The 17377-nt window shown below is 72.7% G+C and carries 18 protein-coding genes; 9 read left to right on the top strand and 9 right to left on the bottom strand.

Annotated features, from left to right (window positions below):
• Window positions 1–18: 18 nt before the first annotated feature.
• The gene (locus ACFS27_RS03980) at window positions 19–1791 is read right to left on the bottom strand and encodes a helicase HerA-like domain-containing protein (protein ID WP_377180550.1); all 1773 of its coding nucleotides are present in this window, start codon (window positions 1789–1791) and stop codon (window positions 19–21) included.
• A 93-nt stretch (window positions 1792–1884) separates the two neighbouring features.
• On the opposite strand from ACFS27_RS03980, the gene ACFS27_RS03975 reads away from it, so the two are divergent.
• Window positions 1885–2778: a DegV family protein gene (locus tag ACFS27_RS03975; protein WP_377180549.1), complete on the top strand. Its 894-nt coding sequence runs from the start codon at window positions 1885–1887 to the stop codon at window positions 2776–2778.
• A 111-nt stretch (window positions 2779–2889) separates the two neighbouring features.
• On the opposite strand, the gene ACFS27_RS03970 is transcribed toward ACFS27_RS03975, so the two are convergent.
• On the bottom strand, window positions 2890–3768 hold the full coding sequence (locus tag ACFS27_RS03970) for an alpha/beta fold hydrolase (RefSeq protein ID WP_377180548.1): 879 nt from the start codon (window positions 3766–3768) through the stop codon (window positions 2890–2892).
• A 248-nt stretch (window positions 3769–4016) separates the two neighbouring features.
• On the opposite strand from ACFS27_RS03970, the gene ACFS27_RS03965 reads away from it, so the two are divergent.
• The 6 genes from ACFS27_RS03965 to holA all read left to right on the top strand — a co-directional run bounded on the left by ACFS27_RS03965 (window position 4017) and on the right by holA (window position 11141).
• Window positions 4017–5180: a helix-hairpin-helix domain-containing protein gene (locus tag ACFS27_RS03965; protein WP_377180547.1), complete on the top strand. Its 1164-nt coding sequence runs from the start codon at window positions 4017–4019 to the stop codon at window positions 5178–5180.
• Entirely contained in the window at window positions 5177–7561 is a 2385-nt protein-coding gene (locus ACFS27_RS03960; RefSeq protein ID WP_377180546.1) for a ComEC/Rec2 family competence protein, read from the top strand. Before ACFS27_RS03965 ends, ACFS27_RS03960 begins: the two co-directional genes overlap by 4 nt.
• Before the next feature lie 169 nt (window positions 7562–7730).
• Complete coding sequence (locus tag ACFS27_RS03955) at window positions 7731–8522, top strand: hypothetical protein (protein ID WP_377180545.1); 792 nt, start codon at window positions 7731–7733, stop codon at window positions 8520–8522.
• A 10-nt stretch (window positions 8523–8532) separates the two neighbouring features.
• Complete coding sequence (locus ACFS27_RS03950) at window positions 8533–9222, top strand: hypothetical protein (RefSeq protein ID WP_377180544.1); 690 nt, start codon at window positions 8533–8535, stop codon at window positions 9220–9222.
• Window positions 9222–10055 (top strand): neocarzinostatin apoprotein domain-containing protein, encoded by an 834-nt coding sequence (locus ACFS27_RS03945; protein WP_377180543.1) that lies wholly within the window; start codon window positions 9222–9224, stop codon window positions 10053–10055. Before ACFS27_RS03950 ends, ACFS27_RS03945 begins: the two co-directional genes overlap by 1 nt.
• 78 nt (window positions 10056–10133) lie before the next feature.
• Window positions 10134–11141: a DNA polymerase III subunit delta gene (holA, locus tag ACFS27_RS03940; RefSeq protein ID WP_377180542.1), complete on the top strand. Its 1008-nt coding sequence runs from the start codon at window positions 10134–10136 to the stop codon at window positions 11139–11141.
• A 68-nt stretch (window positions 11142–11209) separates the two neighbouring features.
• On the opposite strand, the gene rpsT is transcribed toward holA, so the two are convergent.
• On the bottom strand, window positions 11210–11470 hold the full coding sequence (gene rpsT / locus ACFS27_RS03935; protein WP_357467959.1) for a 30S ribosomal protein S20: 261 nt from the start codon (window positions 11468–11470) through the stop codon (window positions 11210–11212).
• Between the two features lie 234 nt (window positions 11471–11704).
• On the opposite strand from rpsT, the gene ACFS27_RS03930 reads away from it, so the two are divergent.
• Entirely contained in the window at window positions 11705–12829 is a 1125-nt protein-coding gene (locus ACFS27_RS03930) for a calcium:proton antiporter (RefSeq protein WP_377180541.1), read from the top strand.
• Window positions 12830–12833: 4 nt separating this feature from the next.
• On the opposite strand, the gene ACFS27_RS03925 is transcribed toward ACFS27_RS03930, so the two are convergent.
• The 4 genes from ACFS27_RS03925 to ACFS27_RS03910 all read right to left on the bottom strand — a co-directional run bounded on the left by ACFS27_RS03925 (window position 12834) and on the right by ACFS27_RS03910 (window position 15035).
• Window positions 12834–13388 carry a type II toxin-antitoxin system PemK/MazF family toxin gene (locus tag ACFS27_RS03925; RefSeq protein ID WP_377180540.1) on the bottom strand — a complete coding sequence of 185 codons (555 nt, stop codon included), beginning with the start codon at window positions 13386–13388 and terminating at the stop codon, window positions 12834–12836.
• 62 nt (window positions 13389–13450) lie between these two features.
• The gene (locus tag ACFS27_RS03920) at window positions 13451–13882 is read right to left on the bottom strand and encodes a type II toxin-antitoxin system PemK/MazF family toxin (RefSeq protein WP_377180539.1); all 432 of its coding nucleotides are present in this window, start codon (window positions 13880–13882) and stop codon (window positions 13451–13453) included.
• A gap of 59 nt (window positions 13883–13941) precedes the next feature.
• Window positions 13942–14730: an alpha/beta fold hydrolase gene (locus ACFS27_RS03915; protein ID WP_377180538.1), complete on the bottom strand. Its 789-nt coding sequence runs from the start codon at window positions 14728–14730 to the stop codon at window positions 13942–13944.
• Between the two features lie 29 nt (window positions 14731–14759).
• Complete coding sequence (locus tag ACFS27_RS03910) at window positions 14760–15035, bottom strand: DUF1905 domain-containing protein (RefSeq protein ID WP_377180537.1); 276 nt, start codon at window positions 15033–15035, stop codon at window positions 14760–14762.
• A 90-nt stretch (window positions 15036–15125) separates the two neighbouring features.
• Here ACFS27_RS03910 and ACFS27_RS03905 point away from each other — a divergent pair, with 90 nt between their 5' ends.
• On the top strand, window positions 15126–15758 hold the full coding sequence (locus ACFS27_RS03905; RefSeq protein ID WP_377180536.1) for a TetR/AcrR family transcriptional regulator: 633 nt from the start codon (window positions 15126–15128) through the stop codon (window positions 15756–15758).
• A 107-nt stretch (window positions 15759–15865) separates the two neighbouring features.
• On the opposite strand, the gene ACFS27_RS03900 is transcribed toward ACFS27_RS03905, so the two are convergent.
• Window positions 15866–16606: a maleylpyruvate isomerase N-terminal domain-containing protein gene (locus ACFS27_RS03900; RefSeq protein ID WP_377180535.1), complete on the bottom strand. Its 741-nt coding sequence runs from the start codon at window positions 16604–16606 to the stop codon at window positions 15866–15868.
• A 100-nt stretch (window positions 16607–16706) separates the two neighbouring features.
• Window positions 16707–17261 carry a DJ-1/PfpI/YhbO family deglycase/protease gene (locus tag ACFS27_RS03895; protein ID WP_377180534.1) on the bottom strand — a complete coding sequence of 185 codons (555 nt, stop codon included), beginning with the start codon at window positions 17259–17261 and terminating at the stop codon, window positions 16707–16709.
• Between the last annotated feature and the right edge of the window lie 116 nt (window positions 17262–17377).

The following is a 17377-nucleotide window of genomic DNA, read 5'->3' as shown; positions in this document are numbered from 1 at the left end:
CAGCACTCGACGAAGGGGTTAGCGACGGCGGGTGCCGAAGAGCGAGCGGGTCAGCTCACGGACGATCACCGTGCCGGCCGTCCTCGCCAGCGAGCCCACCACACGGTTCCGGTCACGGGTGGACTTCTCCTTGTGCCGGGCCTCCGCCTTCTCGCGTGCGGTGGCGTCCTTCTCGAGCCGGGCGCGTTCCCTGGCGAGCTCCTGCTGGTCTTCGGCCGCGGACGTCTCCCCGTCAGCCGCCGCGCGCCCGGCGGCCTGCTCCTGCGCCTTCGCCTGGAGCAGCTCGAACGCCGATTCCGCGTCGACCGCCGTGCCGTACTTCGCCTGGCCCGGCGACGCCGCCACCACCCGGTCGATCTCGCCGGCGGCCGCCGGTTCCATCGCGGCTTGCGGGGCCCGCACGCGGGTCCATGCCACGGGGGAGGGCGCGCCCCGTTCGGTGAGCACGGTGACCACCGCCTCGCCGGTGCCCAGCTCCTGCAGCAGCCGCTCCAGGTCGTACGGCGACTTCGGGAAGGTGCGGGCGGCGGCACGGAGCGCCGTGGCGTCGTCGGGCGTGAAGGCCCGCAACGCATGCTGCACCCGGTTGCCGAGCTGCGCCAGGACGTCCGACGGCACATCCTTCGGCGACTGCGTGACGAAAAAGACGCCGACGCCCTTGGACCGGATCAGCCGGACGGTCTGGACCACCTGGTGCAGAAAGTCCTTCGAGGCATCCGCGAACAGAAGGTGCGCCTCGTCGAAGAAGAACACGAGCTCGGGCTTGTCGGCGTCGCCCACCTCTGGCAGCTCCTGGAAGAGATCCGCGAGCAGCCACATGAGGAACGTCGAGAACAGCTGGGGCCGGTCCTGGACGGCCGGCAGCTCCAGCACGCTCAGCACCCCGAGGTCGCCCTTGGTCGCGATGAGGTCCGACGTCGAGAAAGCTGGCTCGCCGAAGAAGACGTCGGCGCCCTGCCCCTCCAGGCCGACGATCTCCCGCAGGATGACGCCCGCCGTCGCCGCCGAGACGCCGCCGATGCCCTTGAGCTCCGCCTTGCCCTCGTCCGAGGTCAGGTGGGCGATCACCGACTGCAGGTCCTTGAGGTCCAGCAGGGCCAGACCCTTCTTGTCCGCCCAGTGGAAGATCAGCGTGAGGCTGGACTCCTGCGTCTCGTTGAGGCCCAGCACCTTGGACATCAGCAGTGGCCCGAAGTCGGTGACCGTGGTGCGGATCGGCACGCCCTTGCCGATCCCGCCCAGGGAGTAGAACTCGACCGGATACTGGGTGGGCGTCCAGTCCTGCCCGACGCTCGCCGCGCGCTCCATGATCTTCGGGCTGTCCGGGCCAGGGAGCGCGAGACCGGACAGGTCACCCTTGACGTCCGCGAGAAAGACGGGCACACCGGCAAGGGAGAGCCCTTCGGCCATGCCCTGCAGGGTTTTCGTCTTGCCGGTTCCCGTCGCGCCGGCCACCAGCCCGTGGCGGTTCAGCATCGACAGCGCAAAACCCACCTGGACCTGCGGGTTCGGGGTGGCGTCCCCGCCCGGCTCACCCTCGAGCAGCGCGCCGAGCGGCAGCGTGGCCGCCGCCGCGTAGCCCGCAGCGACCTCGGCGGCGTAACCCTGCGGAGGTGCATCGCCCGCAGCGGCAGCCGGGGAGGCGGCGGGCGCGGGCTCCGGAGCCTCGGGCGCGCCAGGCGCCTGCGGGGCGGCGCTTGCCGCTGTCCGCTCGGCTTCCTCGAGAGCCTTCTGGGCCGCGGCGGCCGCCTCGCGCAGGGCGGCAAGATCAGGCGTCGATGCATCGGGCATGTCTCGGATGCTAAGTCGGGCTCCGGCGCCGCGCGCGGGGAGGCGCCCGTGGTTTACCCGTCCGGTTCCTCGCGCGGATAGAGTGGCGCGGTCATGCGCACCCGACGTCGTTCTTCCAGCCCGGCTCCCCAGGAGGTGCGGGTCGTCACCGACTCGACCGCCTGCTTGCCCGCCGGTCTGCCGGGTGGCCCGGTCGTGGTGCCCCTGCGCGTCCTCGTCGGCGACGAAGACTACGCCGAGGACTACGCCGAGGGTGAGGACATCACTCCCGAGCGGCTCGCGGAGCTGGTCGCTGAGGGTGCGCAGGTGACGACCTCCCAGCCGCCGCCAGAGGCTTTCGCCGCCGTCTACCGACGCCTTGGTGACGAAGGTGCCCGGTCCATCGTCTCGGTGCACCTGTCCGGGGCGCTGTCGGGCACGGTGGGCTCCGCGGGCACGGCTGCCGCGCGGTCGCCCCTGCAGGTGCGCGCCGTGGACTCGCGCACCGGCGCAGCCGGCCTCGGTTTCGCCGCCCGTGCGGCGGCGGAGTGCGCCGCCGCCGGGGCCGACGCCGCCCACGTCGCCGCCCGGGCCATCGAGGTCGCCGGAACGGCGAACGCCGTGTTCGTGGTCGACACCCTCGAGCATCTGCGCCGCGGTGGACGGCTCTCCGGTCCTGCCGCCGCGCTCGGCACCGTCCTGGGGGTCAAGCCGATCCTTCGTCTGGCCGACGGCGCGGTCGAGCTCTCCCAGCGGGTGCGCACCCGCGCCGTCGGTGCCGAACGGCTGCTGGAACAAGCCGCAGGCTTCGTCGCGGAGGCGAAGCGGCCGGTGGTGGCCGTGCACCACTTCGGCGCCTACGACCGGGCACTCGCGCTGGCGGGCCGCCTGCACACGCGTACCCGGGCGGACGTCGAGGTCACACCGCTGAGCGCCGTGCTGGGCGTGCACGTCGGCCCCGGCACGCTCGCCGTCGTCGTCGCGGACCTGGGCGACCACTCGCACTGACCCGGCTCCATGGGTCGATCCACGGAGCCGGGTGGTCGGTAGAACGTCAGGTGTTCGGCATCCCGAGGAGCCGATCACCTGACGTTCTACCGACCATTCGAGCGGGTCGCCTCAGCCGGCGAGCACCTCGCGCAGCCGTGCCCCGAACTCCTCGGGCTTGTCGGCAGGCTGGCCGTACTCGCCGCCGCTGAAACCGCCGTGGCCGCCGGGGAACACGACTGCCTCCGTGCCGAGCCGGGCAGCGGTCCCGCGGGCGGCGCGGCCCGTCATCGCCTCGCCGGTGTCTTCGCCGACGGCGATCACCACTCGCGGAGTACCTGCCGCGATGGTCTCGTAGCCCGGCTCGTACGGCGGCAGGACCAGCATGTTGACGCCCAGCATCAGGTCGTCGCGGGCACCGTCGTCCTCGGTCGGCAGACCGAACATCGCCGGGTCCGGGTCGGGCTGGGCGAGGTAGGCCTCCGTGATCTCGCCCTGGTGGCTGACCAGGGCGATGAACTTCGCCATCGCAGCACCGAACCCCTTGGCCTGGTAGGTGTCGTGCATGCCGGTCATGGCGGCGACCATGGCGTCGCGGTCGGGCAGCACGCTCGCCAGGGGCGGCTCGTGCGCGATGACGGTCCGGACGTCAGCAGGGTGGGTCGCGGCGAGCTCCAGGGCGACGACGGCGCCGCCGCTGGAGGCGAAGAGGTCGACCGGTCCGCCACCTACCGCGCTGATGATGCGGTGCACGTCGTCCGCGTGGGTGGCGATGCCTGGCGGCTCCGTCTCGGTACCCAGGTCTCGCGTGCTGCGCTCGACACCGCGAGGGTCGTACGTCACGACGGTCCGGTCGGTGAAGTGGCGGGCGAGCGTGGTGAAGCCCTCCGCTCCCATCGGGAGGCCGATCAGCACAAGGGGGGCCTCGTCGGTCGGCGCCGCGGCCTCGCGCACGTCATAGGTGAGGACGCCGCTCGGCGCGTCCAGGGTGAAGGTCTTCTTGTCGGTCATCGTGTCGGCTCCTGGTCGTGCGCCTCGGCCCGGCCGGGGTGGCTCAGGCTCTCGCTGCCAGGTCTGACGAAGCTGCCGGGATGAACTCATCGGTGCACGTCGGCGAAACTCGTCGGCGAGCAGACCGACCGTCGACACGGCTTGAGGCGGCGGCGAGCGCGACCACAGGGGACGACTTTCGAGGTCTGTGCACAGACAGCTTTCAGGGGCCGGCGGAGGGGTGCGGCGCCCGCATAGCGTCCTGAGCCATGCAGCCAGAGACCGCTCAACAGCGACTTCCCGACCCGTGGCCGTTCAGCCCTGTGCACGGGTCCGGAGACAGGGGCGACCGGTCGGCCGCACCCGTGTCTGCCACCACCTCGGGAGCCACCGCCGCCTGGGGCACCCAGCCCACGGCCACGGATCCCTGGACCACCGTGTCGACGCCCACCTCCGTGTCGACGCCCGTAGTGCCACCAACGCCAGTGCCACCAACGCCAGCGTTGCCAGCGGCGCCTGCGGGGTCCTCGCCCGCGTCCCGGCCGCCCGCCGCCGCACCGCCCGCCGCGCCCGCAGCCCTGGGCCAGGCCGGGACGGACGCCGACGAGCTGGTGGCCCGGCTGCGTGCCCGGCGGTCCGCCTCCGGGGTGGCGGCGGTGTATGCGGCGGCGCACGGGCACCCGGCCGACCCCCGTGCCGAGCACGGGGCCCGCAGATGGGCCGTGACCGGGACGACGGCGGTGGTGGCCGTCGTGGCCGTGCTCCTGCTCAGCGTGGGCGTGGCGGCGCTCTCCCTGCGTGGTGGCGGCGTCGAGCCGTTGGCGGGGGTGGCCGCGGACGCCGACCCCGCGGGCGACGAGCCCGGCCACGGCCCGCCCGGAGGGGAACCGGAGAGCCCGGCCGCCGCGGGCGGCCCTGTGCCTGCCGCACCGGAGACCGGCGCAGGGCCGGGGTCAGGCCCGGAATCCGGTGCCGCGGGCACGGGGCTGCTCGTGCACGTCGTCGGAGAGGTGGCCGAGCCAGGCCTGGTCACAGTGCCCGACGGCGCACGGGTCGCCGATGCTCTGCAGGCGGCCGGCGGCACCACCGGCAAAGCGGACCTGACGGCCGTGAACCTGGCCCGCACGGTCGTCGACGGCGAGCAGCTGTACGTACCCAGGCCGGGCGAGCGGGTGCCCGGGCCGACACCGGGGGGCGGCACCCCGCCGGACCCGGGCGCCGGGCCGGCGACGGGCGGCACCGTCGACATCAACGGAGCCGACGCGGTCGCGCTGGAGGCGCTTCCCGGCGTGGGGCCGTCGATCGCCCAGGCGATCGTCGAGTGGCGTGACACCAACGGGCCGTTCGCGAGCGTGGACGAGCTCGAGGACGTGCCGGGTATCGGCCCGGCCACGCTCGACGAGATCCGGGACAGCGCACGGGTCGGGCCATGATCGACCTGCGGATGGTGCCTGCGGCGCTGGCCGTCTGGGGCGCGGCATGGCTGCTGACCGGCCCGGCGGCCGCCTGGAGCGGCTCGGCGACGTGGGTCGCGGCGGGCGGGGTGGCAGCAGCCTGTCTCCACCTGGTGGTGACGGCAGCGCTGCTGCGCCGCGCTGCCCGGCCTGCCGTCGCCCACACGGCGCTCGCGGCTGCCTGCGTGCTGGCGGTCACGGTCTCCGCGCACGTCCAGCTGGCCGGCCGGGCGCCGCTTGCCGAGCTCGCCGGGCAGCGGGTGACCGCTACTCTCACCGGCACCGTCGCCTCCCAGCCGGAACCGTTCTCGTTCGCTCCGGGACCGGCCACCCCTGGAGCGGGGCAGCACCGCTGGGTGCTCGCCGCCCGCGCGGTGGAGGCCCGGGGCGTCCGCTCGGCGGCGCGGGCCCACGTCCAGGTCCTGTCGAGCACGGTGCCCCGGTACGGGGCGACCGTGACCGTGTCGGGCGCGCTACGGCCTGCCGACGCCGGTGCCGCGGAGACCGCCCGGCTCGCCGCCGACGGCGCGACCGAGATCCGCGCCCCGCCGTCGGCGCTGCGCGTGCTCGACACCCACCGCACCGCGCTCCTTGAGGTGACCGACCCGCTGCCCGCCCAGGCGCGCGGGCTGGTACCAGGCGCCGCCATCGGCGACACCACCCGCCTTCCGGACGACCTGGCCGAGGACATGAGATCAACCGGGCTGACGCACATCACGGCAGTCTCGGGCGGCCACTTCGCCGTGGTTGTCGCCGTCCTGACCCTGCTCTGCTCGCTGGCCCGCCTCCCGAGGACGGCCAGGGTGGTCCTCGTCGCGCTCGCTTCCCTCACCTTCGTAGCCCTCGTGCGCCCGGAGCCCGCGGTGCTCCGCGCTGCGGTGATGGCCGCGTTCGCACTGACCGGAGTTGCGATCGGCCGGCCGGCACAGTCGGTCCCTGCGCTCGCCGCGTCGGTCGTCGGGCTGCTGGTGGTCGACCCATGGCTTGCCGGCTCCTTCGGGTTCGTGCTCTCGGCCGCGGCGACCGGCGGCCTCGTGCTGCTCGCGGCGCCGCTGGCCGCCCGGCTCGCACCCTGGACGGGCGACGCCGCGGCGTTCGCCCTCGCGGTCCCGATCGCCGCACAGGCGGCGTGCGGGCCGGTGCTGGTGCTGCTCGACCCGTCCGTGTCCACGGTGTCGGTGCTCGCGAACCTGCTGGCCGCGCCGGCGCTGGTACCGGCCACCGTGCTCGGGCTGGTCGCGACGGTCCTCGCGCCAGGGCTGCCGGCCATCGCAGGGCTCGTGGCCTGGGCGGCGAGCGCCGCCACGTGGTGGATCGCTGCGGTCGCGCACTGGTGTGCGGCGCTCCCGGGCGCGATGGTCCCGTGGCTGGGTGGTCTGCCGGGTGCGCTCCTGCTGGCCGCGCTCACCGCGGTGGTGCTGTGGGCGGTGCTGCGGCGAGCCCCGCGCCCGGGGTGGCCCGAGTCGTGGCGGGCGGCCGCGCGGTCGAGCCTGCGTGAAGCGCTCGGCGCGCGACGTCGGAGGCTCAGCGGGGCGCGCCTCGCCGCCGTCCTGGCGGCGGGAGCTGTGGCGGCGCTGGTCGTCGTGGTGGCGGTACCGCGCCTCGCCGCCCGTTCGGGGCTGCCTGCGGACTGGCAGGTCGCGGCGTGCGACGTCGGGCAGGGCGATGCGCTGGCTCTGCGCACGGGGCCGGCGTCGGCGGTGGTGGTGGACGTGGGGCCGGACGGGCCTGCGGCGGGCCGGTGCCTGGATCAGCTCGGTGTCACCCGGGTCGACCTGCTGGTGCTCAGCCACTTCCACGCGGATCACGTCGGTGGCCTCGGGCCGGTGCTGGCGGGCCGCGAGGTCGCTGCCGCGCTCGTCTCCCCGGTGCCGGAGCCCGCGGCGAACGCCGCGGCGACCGGGGCGGCGCTGGCGGCCGCGGGGGTACCGGTGCGAGCCGCGCGGGCCGGCGACCGGGGCACGGCCGGTGCTCTGACCTGGCAGGTGCTGCTGGCGGGCGCCGGCGAGGGGGCGAACGACTCGAGCGTCGTGCTCGCCGCCCGGACCGCCGGGCTCGACGTGCTGACGCTCGGCGACCTGGAGGACGCGGGCCAGGCGGACCTTGTCCCGCTGGTGGGTCCCGCCGACGTCGTCAAGGTTGCCCATCACGGCTCGGCGGTGCAGTCGCGCGCGCTCGCGGAGCGGATCCGCCCGGCGGTCGCTCTCGTCTCGTCGGGCAGGGACAACGAGTACGGTCATCCGACCGACGAGGCCCTCGGTCTGTACGCAGGCGTCGGCGCCGCGGTGGTCCGGACCGACGAGTGCGGCACGGTGGCACTCGTGGTGCGCGGGCAGGAGGTGTCACTGGCGGGATGCTGACCACGGTGCCCCGGACGGCCCCGGTCCGGGTGAGGACAAAGTCTTGGACCAGGTCAGCGTGCCATGTACCGGGCACTCGTGCCACACATCGCGAAACGTTGCGGATCCTGTCCGCGGCCCTACCGTGGGGTATGTCGGAGAGTTCCGTCATCACGTACCAGGGGGCTTCGTGGTTGATCTCAAACGTACGGCCCGGCGGTATCGCCGGACCATCGCGATAACCGCAGCAGCCGCTCTGCTCGTCCCGGTGGCGGCGCTCAGCGCCGTCGGGCGGGACCAGGTAGCCGCACAGGCCCAGCTCCGGCAGGAGCTCCTGTCGGAGTCCGTCGTCACCGACGTCTCCGAGGCCGAACAGGTGGTCCGGGTGGACGTCGCCGAGGACCCGGAGGCCGCTGGGGCCTGGCTCGACGAGTCGGGAGAGGTGCTCGACGGCTGGACCGTCGTCGTCGAGGGCATGGAGGCCAAGGCAGGGGAGGATCGCGCGCGGCTCGACGCCGATGCGGTCGCCGGCGATCCGCCGTCGACCACCGAACCCTGTCCGGAGATCCCAGAGGGGCCGCGCTCCGCCGACGGTGCCACGACCCCCTACCTGGGCTGTGAGCCGGCCGGGGGCGTCCAGTCCACCGCGCGGTCGGTCGAGGAGGGCGCGTCCACCACGACGCTGGCCAAGGCGGTCGACCAGGTGCTCGAGTCCCAGCTTCCGGGCGCGGACCTGGGGCGCACCAAGGTGCGGATCGTCAAGGGCGAGGCGACGGTCGACGTCGCCGCCGGGTTCGAGCAGGCGCTGGTCGACGCGGGGGTGTACCCGGGTGATGTCTGGCAGGCGCTCCTGTTCACCGCGCACAGCAACGGCGCCATCGACTCGGTGAAGTTCACGCTCGACGGGGACTGCCTCGCCTTCGCGTATGCGACGGGCGGCGACATGTGCGCCTCGACCGACCTGCCGATCGACCTGGGCTGAGGGGACGACGATGCATGCAACGCTCCGCAGGTTCCTCGCCCTCTTCGCGACGCTCGCACTGGCCGCGGGCGGGCTGCTCGCCGTGGCGCCGACCGCGGCCGCCGACGTGACATACGTGCCGGACCGCTGGAACGGCAAGGTGGTCTACCTGTCCCAGGCGTGCCACGACCGTGGCGACACGGTGTGCCACACCAACACGGGGTGTGCCGGGTTCAGCGAGAACTCGAACGCCTACCTGGTGGCGGTGTCCGCCACCACCCAGCAGGACCCCGACCACATGAACCTGCTGGAACGGGGCTACAAGGTGGTGCGTGGCAACGGCCTGACCAGATCGAACATCGCGAACTCGAACCGGGTGGGTGCTGACCTGCACGTGCCGATCCACTCCAACGCGATCAGCAAGTCGTGCGAGACCGGCTTCTCGAAGGACCGCTACGGCACCCACGTCATGTACGTGTCGTCGGCGGGCAAGGAGTGCGCGCAGGTCATGAAGACGCGCGTGGGTGCGAGCAGTCCCGGGACGAACGACACCCGGCGTTATCGCACCGACCTGGGCGAGCTCAACCAGACCAACGCCGTGTCCTGCTACCTGGAGCAGGACTACCACGTGTGGGGCCGCGGCGTGCAGTGGATGCGGAACCGCGCCGCCTGGAGCTGGCGGATCGGTCTCAGCGTCGACGTCTACCTGGGCTACCCGTGATGCGCGCGCGCCTGGTCGTCCCGGTCGCCGCCGTCGTGCTCGCCCTGGCCGCGTGCACGGCGGCCCCGGAGAGCCCTGCTCCGTCGGGGTCGCCGCAGGAGACGGGATCGCAGATCACCCCGGGAGCGAGCCCGACGGCGGAGCCCCCTGACGCGAGCGGCGACCCGGCCATCACCGTCCGGGCCGCGGACGGCACCTGGGTGGTGCGCGGCACGGGCTTTACGGGTGGCAACCAGTACCTGGTCCAGTGCGCAGGCGGCACGACGGCGGGCGTGAGTGCCCTCGACGAGTGCGACATGTCGACGAGCGAGCAGGTGGTCGCCGACGAACGCGGCCGTATCTCGGCGACCCGGCCGGCCAGGGCGTTCGTCAACGTCGGCGCGGTGTCCGAGGTGGACTGCACGGAGGACCCGTGCACCTTGGCCGTCGCCGACCTGGCCGACGTCGTGCTCGCGGCGGCCGCAGCCCCGTTGCCCGACGGCTCCGAGCCGCCCGACGCACCCGGTCTCGTGCTGTCCGAGCCGAAGCTCGGTGCTGAGAAGGGCCACGTCACGGTGACGGGCACCGGCTACGCGAAGGGCACGACGGTCCGCATCGTGCAGTGCGCCACCACACCGGGCGGCGGGGTGGACGGGGACAACTGCCTGTACGACGACGGAAAGCGCGTGGTCGCCGATCGTTCGGGCGCCGTGATCGCGCGGCTGCCGGTCCGCCGCGAGATCGAGCTGGTCGGCGGAGGGACGGCCGACTGTGCCGTGGCGGGCGCGTGCGTGGTCGCGAACGCGTGGACCGACGGCGGACGGATGTCCCTGGCCGATCTGCTCTGGGAGTAGGAACCGCGCGGGTGGGTGCCGAGCCGTCGGCACCCTCCCGTGCCGACGGGTGTCGGTGGTGCATGGCAGGCTGTGTCCGTGCCTCCAGCGACCAAGCGCCGTACCGCCTCACCGCCCGCCGGCCGCAGCTGGGACGAGCCCACGCTCGCCCCGGTCGTGCTCGTGCGCGGCGCCGAACCGCTCCTGACCGAGCGCGCGGTGGACGGCGTCGTCGGACTGGCGCGCGCGCGTGACCCAGAGGTCGAGAAGGTCGAGCTGGAGGGCGCCACGTACGGCGCGGGTCAGCTGCTGGTCGCGGCGAGTCCGTCCCTCTTCGGTGAGGCCAAGGTGGTCGTGGTCCGCTCGACGGAGTCCGGCACCGAGGACCTGATGTCCGACCTCATCGCGTACGTCGCCTCGCCGGACGACGAGACCACTGTCGTGGTGGTGCACGGCGGCGGGCAGCGCGGCAAGAAGATGCTCGACACCGTCACGAAGTCGGGCGCGCCCGTGCTGGTGTGCGAGCCGGTGACCAAGGACGCCGAGAAGGCGTCGTTCGTCGTGGGGGAGTTCAAGGCCGCACGCCGCCGGGCCGACGCCGAGGCCGTGCGCGCCCTGGTGGACGCGCTCGGCAGCGACCTGCGTGAGCTCGCGTCGGCCTGCTCGCAGCTGATCGCCGACACGACCGGCACCATCACGGCCGCCACCGTGGACAAGTACTACGGCGGGCGGGTCGAGGCCACGGGATTCCGGGTCGCCGACGCCGCGGTGGCCGGCGACGCGGGTGGTGCGGTCGCACTCCTGCGGCACGCGCTCGACACCGGGCTGGACCCGGTGCCCATCGTCGCGGCCCTGGCACTGCGCCTGCGCAACCTCGCGAAGGTCGCGTCGATGAGGGGCGGCGGGCTCGGGGCACGGGACCTGGGCATGGCGCCGTGGCAGGTGGACCGCGCCCGCAAGGACCTGCGGAGCTGGACGCCGGAGGGGCTGGCGGCGGCGATCTCCGCCGTCGCGCAGGCCGATGCCGACGTCAAGGGCGAAGCCAGGGACCCGGTCTTCGCGGTAGAGCGTGCGGTCATGACCATCGCGCGCTCCCGGCGCTCCTGACCCGTCGGTCCGGGGCACACGAAAGACGCCGCCCGCCCGAGGGGCGAACGGCGTCCGACGAAGTGTGCTCAGAGAGCGGCGACCGACTTCGCGAGGGCCGACTTGCGGTTCGCAGCCTGGTTCGAGTGGATGACGCCCTTGGCGACAGCCTTGTCGAGCTTGCGCGACGCGGTGGCAAGGCTGACCGTCGCGGTCTCCTTGTCGCCGGCTGCGATGGCCTCACGCACCTTGCGCACGTGGGTCTTCAGCTCCGACTTCACGGACTTGTTGCGCAGACGAGCCTTCTCGTTCGTCTTGATGCGCTTCATCTGGGACTTGATGTTTGCCACGAGTGTACTTCCTGGTGTGTTCGCCTGATGGCGAGCGGATAGGTCGTAGAGGGCGGTCACAGCTCCGGGACTGGGGTGGGGACCCGTGGAGAGGAGCTGTGACTGTGCCCGCCGACCTGGGCGGACACGCGACCTCCAAGGCTACCAGAGGGGACGGGGCTCCGTGCGCGGTGCAGGGTGTGACTCCCGCGACGCACGGAAAGGGCCTCTGACATGGGACCTTAGAATTCCTTCATGAGTACCAGGACACTGCGAGGACGTTTCCAGTGGACCGTGGTCGTACCGGTTCTAGCCCTGGTGCTTCTCGTGGCCACGTGGACCAACCATGACCATCCGGTCATCCTGGCGGCCATCGGCGCCGCACTGGTCGGTGCAGTCCTCTCGGCAGTCCACCACGCGGAGGTGGTGGCGCACAAAGTAGGTGAACCGTTCGGCTCCCTCATCCTCGCGGTCGCGGTGACCGTCATCGAGGTAGGGCTGATCCTCATGCTGATGAGCAGCGGCGGCGACGCGGCCAGCACCTATGCCCGCGACACCGTCTTCGCCGCCGTGATGATCACCTTCAACGGGATCGTCGGGCTGTCCCTGCTGGTGGGGGCGAGCAAGCACCATCTGGTCAGCTTCAACGCCTCCGGCACCGGGTCGGCGCTCGCCACCGTGATCGCGCTGGCCGGGGTCACCCTCGTCCTGCCGCGCTTCACGACGTCGGCGGAGGGCGGCGCCTACACCGCCTTCCAGCTGGCCTTCGCGGCGGTGGCGTCGATCGTGCTGTACGGGGCGTTCGTCTTCACGCAGACCGTGCGCCACCGCGACTTCTTCCTGCCGGTGACGAGCGACAAGTACGGCCGGGTCACCGGCGTGATCCGAGACACGGACGGCGACGACCACGCCGACCCGCCGACCGCCAAGCAGGCGTGGTTCAGCGTCGTGCTGCTGCTGATCGCCCTGGTCTCGGTGGTCTTCCTGGCCAAGATGCTCTCCCCGACCATCGAGCACGGGGTCGAGGCGGCCGGTCTGCCCTACACCGTCGTCGGCGTGGTGATCGCGCTCCTCGTGCTCGCGCCCGAGTCGATAGCCGCGGTCCGCAACGCCCTGCGCAACCGGGTGCAGACCAGCCTCAACCTCGCCTACGGCTCCGCGATGGCGTCGATCGGTCTGACCATCCCCACCATCGCCATCGCGATGATCTGGATGGACGGGCCGCTCACCCTCGGCCTCGAGCCGGTCCAGATGGTGCTGTTCGCGGTCTCGGTGGCGGTGGCGATGCTGAGCATCGCCCCCGGCCGGGCCAAGACGCTGCAGGGCGTCGTGCACCTGGTGCTGTTCGCGGCGTTCCTCGTGGTGTCGGTCCAGCCGTAGCCCGTCAGAGGGCCGCGGCGACTTGGTCGAAAACCGCCTTGTCCAGGATGGCTCCCTCGCGGCGCACGGCGTCCGGGTGGATGCGGATCACCCGGTTGAGGCGCACCTCGGACGGGCGGCCCGAGCTGTCCCACGCGCCGGTCCCGATGTCCATCCAGCGACGCCCGGCGCGGCGCTCCTGCTCGGCGTCGCGATCGTGGTCCTGGCTGGTCAGCTGCAGCGCGAGCAGCCAGGGGCCGTCGTTCCCCACCAGGAGAACCGGCCGGTCCTTGCCCTGGTTGTGATCTTCTTCATACGGGACCCAGGACCATACGACCTCGCCGGGGTCGGGCTCGCCGTCCAGCTCGGGGCGGTAGACCGGCGTGACCGTGCCCTCGTAGTCGCCGGGGTAGCGGTCGGTGTCCGGCACCTCCTGGCCCTGCGACGTACGCCGGCCGGCGGGCCGGGGACGCGGGGTGGGCCGGTCGCCGCTCGGGCGGTCGTTGTTCTGGTCGAAGGCGGCGCGCGCCACGGCCTCGACGACGTCGCCGAGCAGCTTGATCCACGGGTTCTGAGTCACGCAGGGCAGGGTAGCCCGGCGCCGTCCCGCGAGCGACGCGGGCCGACGCCGGGCGGCGGGCGTCAGGTCAGGTCGAGCGCCCGGTCCATGTACTTCACGACGTCGTTGAAGATGGCCTCGTCGAGGATGTCCCCCTCGCGGCGCACGTCGTCCGGGTCGATGCGGATGACGCGGTTGATCCGCACCTCGGAGTCACGGCCGGTGCGGTCCCAGGCTCCGGTGCCGACGTCCATCCAGATGCGGCCGGCCCGCGCCTCCTGCAACGCGTCGCGGTCGTGGTCCTGGCTGGTCAGCTGGAGGCCGAGCAGCCACGGCCCGTCCTTGCCCACGAGCAGCACCGGGCGGTCCTTGCCCTGGCTGTGGTCCTCCTCGTACGGGATCCAGGTCCAGACCACCTCGCCGGGGTCCGGGTCACCGTCCAGCTCGGGGTTGTAGATCGGGTGGACATCACCCTCGTAGTCGCCGGGGTAGTTCTTGTCTGATGCGAAGGTCACGCCCGGAACCGTACCGGAACGGGTGAAGCGCGCATCCAGGACATTGATGTGGGCGCCTCTTACCCGGCGCACTGTCGGGCGAACTCGGCGAGCCGGGCCGCCATCGGCGCCGGCTCCCACGAGTGCATGGCGCCCGGCATCTCCTTCTCGGTGCCCTGCGGCACCGCCGTCACGATGCTCGCGGCCGCCACCGGCATCTCCGGGAAGGTCTCGGTCCCGTACATGGCGAGCACGGGGACCGTGACGTCGAGCGTGCTGTCCTCCAGCGCGTGCTGAGCCCAGGCGAGCGACTGAGCGTCGGCGCGGTAGGCGGCGACCGTGCGCGCGATCATGGGCCAGGCCGGCGACGCCTCCATCCCCGCGAGCCACTCCGGCGGCATGTCCTTCATGTAGTGCCGCATGGCGTTCTCGTGGTCGCCGTTGTCGAGCAGGCGCTCGATCTCGTCGGCCCATGCCTGCGTCGTGGCGGCGGGGTCGCCCAGTGGGGCCTCCCAGAGGGCGAGGCCGGCGACCGGCAGGCCCGCGTCGGCGGCCCGCAGGCTCACCGAGCAGCCGGACGAGTGCCCGACCAGCACGGCGGGACCGCCCGCGACCTCGATCATCGCGGCGACGGCCGCGAGCTCGCGGTCCAGGTCGAGCCGACCCTCGGCGGGGCTCTCCCCGCGCCCGAGCCGGTCGAACGTGAGGGCGGTCAGCCCGGCCGCGGCGACGAGCGCGGCGGTCTCCGCGGTCACGGGGTCGTCGGCCCGGTCGGGCCCAGCGCCCGTCACGAAGACGACGGCCGGCCCGGTGCCGCGCAGGTCGTAGGCGACACGGTCGCCGCGAGAGGTGGTGGTGAACTCCGTCATGGTCAGGCTCCTTCTCTGGGGTGTGGCGCTCAGCCGCGCTCGGTGAGCTGGACGGTGACCTGATCTCCGGCGCTCTTGCCGGCGGCGGTGCGCAGGGCAGCCTTCAGGGGCAGCATGTGTGTCCCGTCGCCCATCGGCAGCAGCGTGGCGGCGAACGGGTGCCCGTCCAGGTGGCCCTTGACCTTGACGGGACGCCGGGTGCCGAGGAGGTGTCCGGAGTCGGGCAGGACGGCGATGGTCCATGCGCCCGGTGAATCGTCCGACTGGACCGGGACGGTGAAGGTGAGGTCGATCGGTTCGGACATGAGAGACTCCTCAGAAATTGGACTTGGTAGTCTTGTTTCCTGCAAGATTAGACCGAGTGGTCTAGAAACGCAACGGTCGAGGAGGTTGTCATGGTGGTGGAGGCTCCCAGGCCCAGCTCGCGGCGCAAGCGGGCGGCGATCCTCGAAGCAGCGGAGACAGTGTTCCTCCGCGACGGGTTCGTCGGGGCGAGCGTCGACGAGGTCGTCGCGGTGTCCGGGGTGTCGAAGCAGACGATCTACAACCACTTCGGGAGCAAGGAGCGGCTCTTCGTCGCGGTCGTCTCAGCGAGGACGACTGCGGCGGGCGACGCCGTCCATCCCGACGAGCACGGGCTGCCAGGTCCCGACGAGCTCGCCGGCTACCTCGAGAAGTACTTGTTCCGCCAGGCGACGGTCGTGCTCCGGCCGCGGATCCTGCGTCTGCGCCGCCTGGTGATCGGCGAGGTCGAGCGCTTCCCGGACCTGGCGCGCACGCTCTGGGAGGACGGACCTGCCCGGGCCATCAGCGCGCTGGCGGTGCTCGTCTCGCAGCTGGACGCGGCCGGGCTGGTCCGCGCTCCCGACGCACGGGCGGCGGCGTCGTCCCTGAACTGGCTCGTGATGTCCGGTCCGCTCAACGAGGCGATGCTGCTCGGGGACGGTGCCGTGCCGGACGAGGAAGCGCTACGGCGTCACACCCGTGAGGCGGTTCGTATCTTCCTCACGGCCTACGCGCCGACGTGACCAGCACGTGCCGAACGTAGGCATGGTCGCTCTCAGAGCGCCGATAGGGCGACCAGGCCTACGTTCGCCACCGCCGTAACGGCCACTCGACGCGCGTCGGGTGGCCGTCACGGCACGATCGGCTGGGCCAGCGCCGTCTCGAGGTCGGCACGGTCGCCCTCCACGGTGAGGCCGGCCTCCGCAGGGGAGAGGCGGTGCCACAGCGTCAGCGCGAGCCCCTCGGCAGTTCCGGACACGACGACGTCCGGCGCCACCTCGTCCGCGCGCCCGCCCGCGGCACCGAGCACCCAGACGGGCGTACCACCGACGTCGGTCGCCACGAGGGAGACCGGGTGTCGCACCGGGTCCATCCGGCCCAGGCCCACCTGCCGGGGCTGGAGCACGGTGACCACCTCGTCGACGGTGTCCGCCCACACCTCTGGCTCGGCCCCCACCATCCCGAGGGAGCCCGCGCCGGCCGTCGCGGCCAGCAGGTCGTGCAGGTGCACGAGCGTCTCGTGGACCTGCCGGCGGTGCCAGAACCGCACCGGACCGGGGCCGAGGGGGTGCGGATGGGCCAGCACCCGGCCGATCGTGTCGGGGTCGATCTCGGCGAACGCCGCACGCAGCTCCGCCGCCTGCGCGGCGTAGTGCGGTGCCAGGTCGAACGGTCCGGGGCCGAGAGGCGCGCCCTTGACCCCGCGGACGTTGCCCGCTGCCCAGTGATGGATGTGGGCGAGGTGTTCCACCAGCTCACCTACCGTCCAGTCCCCGCAAGCAGGGATCCGCGCGTCGACGTCGGCGTGGGGCACAGCGGCGAGGAAGCCGCCCTGGAACCGGGCCAGCAGAGACAGGTGGTCAAGGCTCATGTGCCGCAACGTACCGCCTGCCACCCGCACCCAGGCCCGACGCTCCGGATGACGACCGCCGCGCGTCGCGGGCAGGCCGGGCCGGGCCGGCGGAGGCCGGTCAGTCGGCCAGGACGGCGTCGACCTCGCGCAGGAAGTCGGGGATGTCCTGGGGATTGCGGGACGTGATCAGCGGGAAGCCGGCACCGCTGTCCTTGACGACCGGCTCGTCGACCCAGGTGCCGCCGGCGTTGCGGATGTCGGTGGCGAGGGACGGGTAGCTGGTGAGCGTCGCACCGGAGACCTGCCCTGCCTCCACGAGTGCCCACGGGCCGTGGCAGATCGCGGCCACCGGACGCCCGGAGGACGTGAACGCCTCGACGACCTCGACGGCCCTGGCGTGCAGGCGCAGGCTGTCGGCGTTGATCGTGCCACCGGGCACGAGCAGCAGGTCGAACCCGGCCGGGTCGACCTCGTCGATGGTGGTGTCCGGCGCAACGGACTCGCCCGGCTTCTCGTCACCCACCAGGGTGCGGACGTCGTCCCGTGAAACGGCGGCCAGGGTGACTACCGCACCGCGGTCGCGCAGGTGGCGCACGGGCACGAGGAGCTCGTCCTGCTCGACGCCGTAGTTGGTCACGAGTGCCAGCACTTGCTTGCTCTTCAGCTGCGGCATGGCTCTCCTCCTCCGATCGGGATCGCTACGTCACGACAGTAGGCACGACCGTGCCCCGCTCGCACGGGACGTGGGAGAATGGCCGTTGGCCCGCCCACCCTGACAACGGAGCGAGA

This window comes from Promicromonospora vindobonensis, assembly GCF_042685865.1.
Classification (GTDB): Bacteria; Actinomycetota; Actinomycetes; order Actinomycetales; family Cellulomonadaceae; genus Promicromonospora; species Promicromonospora vindobonensis.
Note: the sequence above shows the minus strand (reverse complement) of the source record. Positions and strands in the feature narration are given on the sequence as shown.

Excerpts from the sequence above, each read along its gene's own strand:
- ACFS27_RS03980 (WP_377180550.1), bottom strand. The coding sequence starts at position 1,791 with ATGCCCGATGCATCGACGCCTGATCTTGCCGCCCTGCGCGAGGCGGCC.
- ACFS27_RS03975 (WP_377180549.1), top strand. The coding sequence starts at position 1,885 with ATGCGCACCCGACGTCGTTCTTCCAGCCCGGCTCCCCAGGAGGTGCGG.
- ACFS27_RS03970 (WP_377180548.1), bottom strand. The coding sequence starts at position 3,768 with ATGACCGACAAGAAGACCTTCACCCTGGACGCGCCGAGCGGCGTCCTC.
- ACFS27_RS03965 (WP_377180547.1), top strand. The coding sequence starts at position 4,017 with ATGCAGCCAGAGACCGCTCAACAGCGACTTCCCGACCCGTGGCCGTTC.
- ACFS27_RS03960 (WP_377180546.1), top strand. The coding sequence starts at position 5,177 with ATGATCGACCTGCGGATGGTGCCTGCGGCGCTGGCCGTCTGGGGCGCG.
- ACFS27_RS03950 (WP_377180544.1), top strand. The coding sequence starts at position 8,533 with ATGCATGCAACGCTCCGCAGGTTCCTCGCCCTCTTCGCGACGCTCGCA.
- ACFS27_RS03945 (WP_377180543.1), top strand. The coding sequence starts at position 9,222 with ATGCGCGCGCGCCTGGTCGTCCCGGTCGCCGCCGTCGTGCTCGCCCTG.
- ACFS27_RS03930 (WP_377180541.1), top strand. The coding sequence starts at position 11,705 with ATGAGTACCAGGACACTGCGAGGACGTTTCCAGTGGACCGTGGTCGTA.
- ACFS27_RS03915 (WP_377180538.1), bottom strand. The coding sequence starts at position 14,730 with ATGACGGAGTTCACCACCACCTCTCGCGGCGACCGTGTCGCCTACGAC.
- ACFS27_RS03910 (WP_377180537.1), bottom strand. The coding sequence starts at position 15,035 with ATGTCCGAACCGATCGACCTCACCTTCACCGTCCCGGTCCAGTCGGAC.
- ACFS27_RS03905 (WP_377180536.1), top strand. The coding sequence starts at position 15,126 with ATGGTGGTGGAGGCTCCCAGGCCCAGCTCGCGGCGCAAGCGGGCGGCG.
- ACFS27_RS03900 (WP_377180535.1), bottom strand. The coding sequence starts at position 16,606 with ATGAGCCTTGACCACCTGTCTCTGCTGGCCCGGTTCCAGGGCGGCTTC.
- ACFS27_RS03895 (WP_377180534.1), bottom strand. The coding sequence starts at position 17,261 with ATGCCGCAGCTGAAGAGCAAGCAAGTGCTGGCACTCGTGACCAACTAC.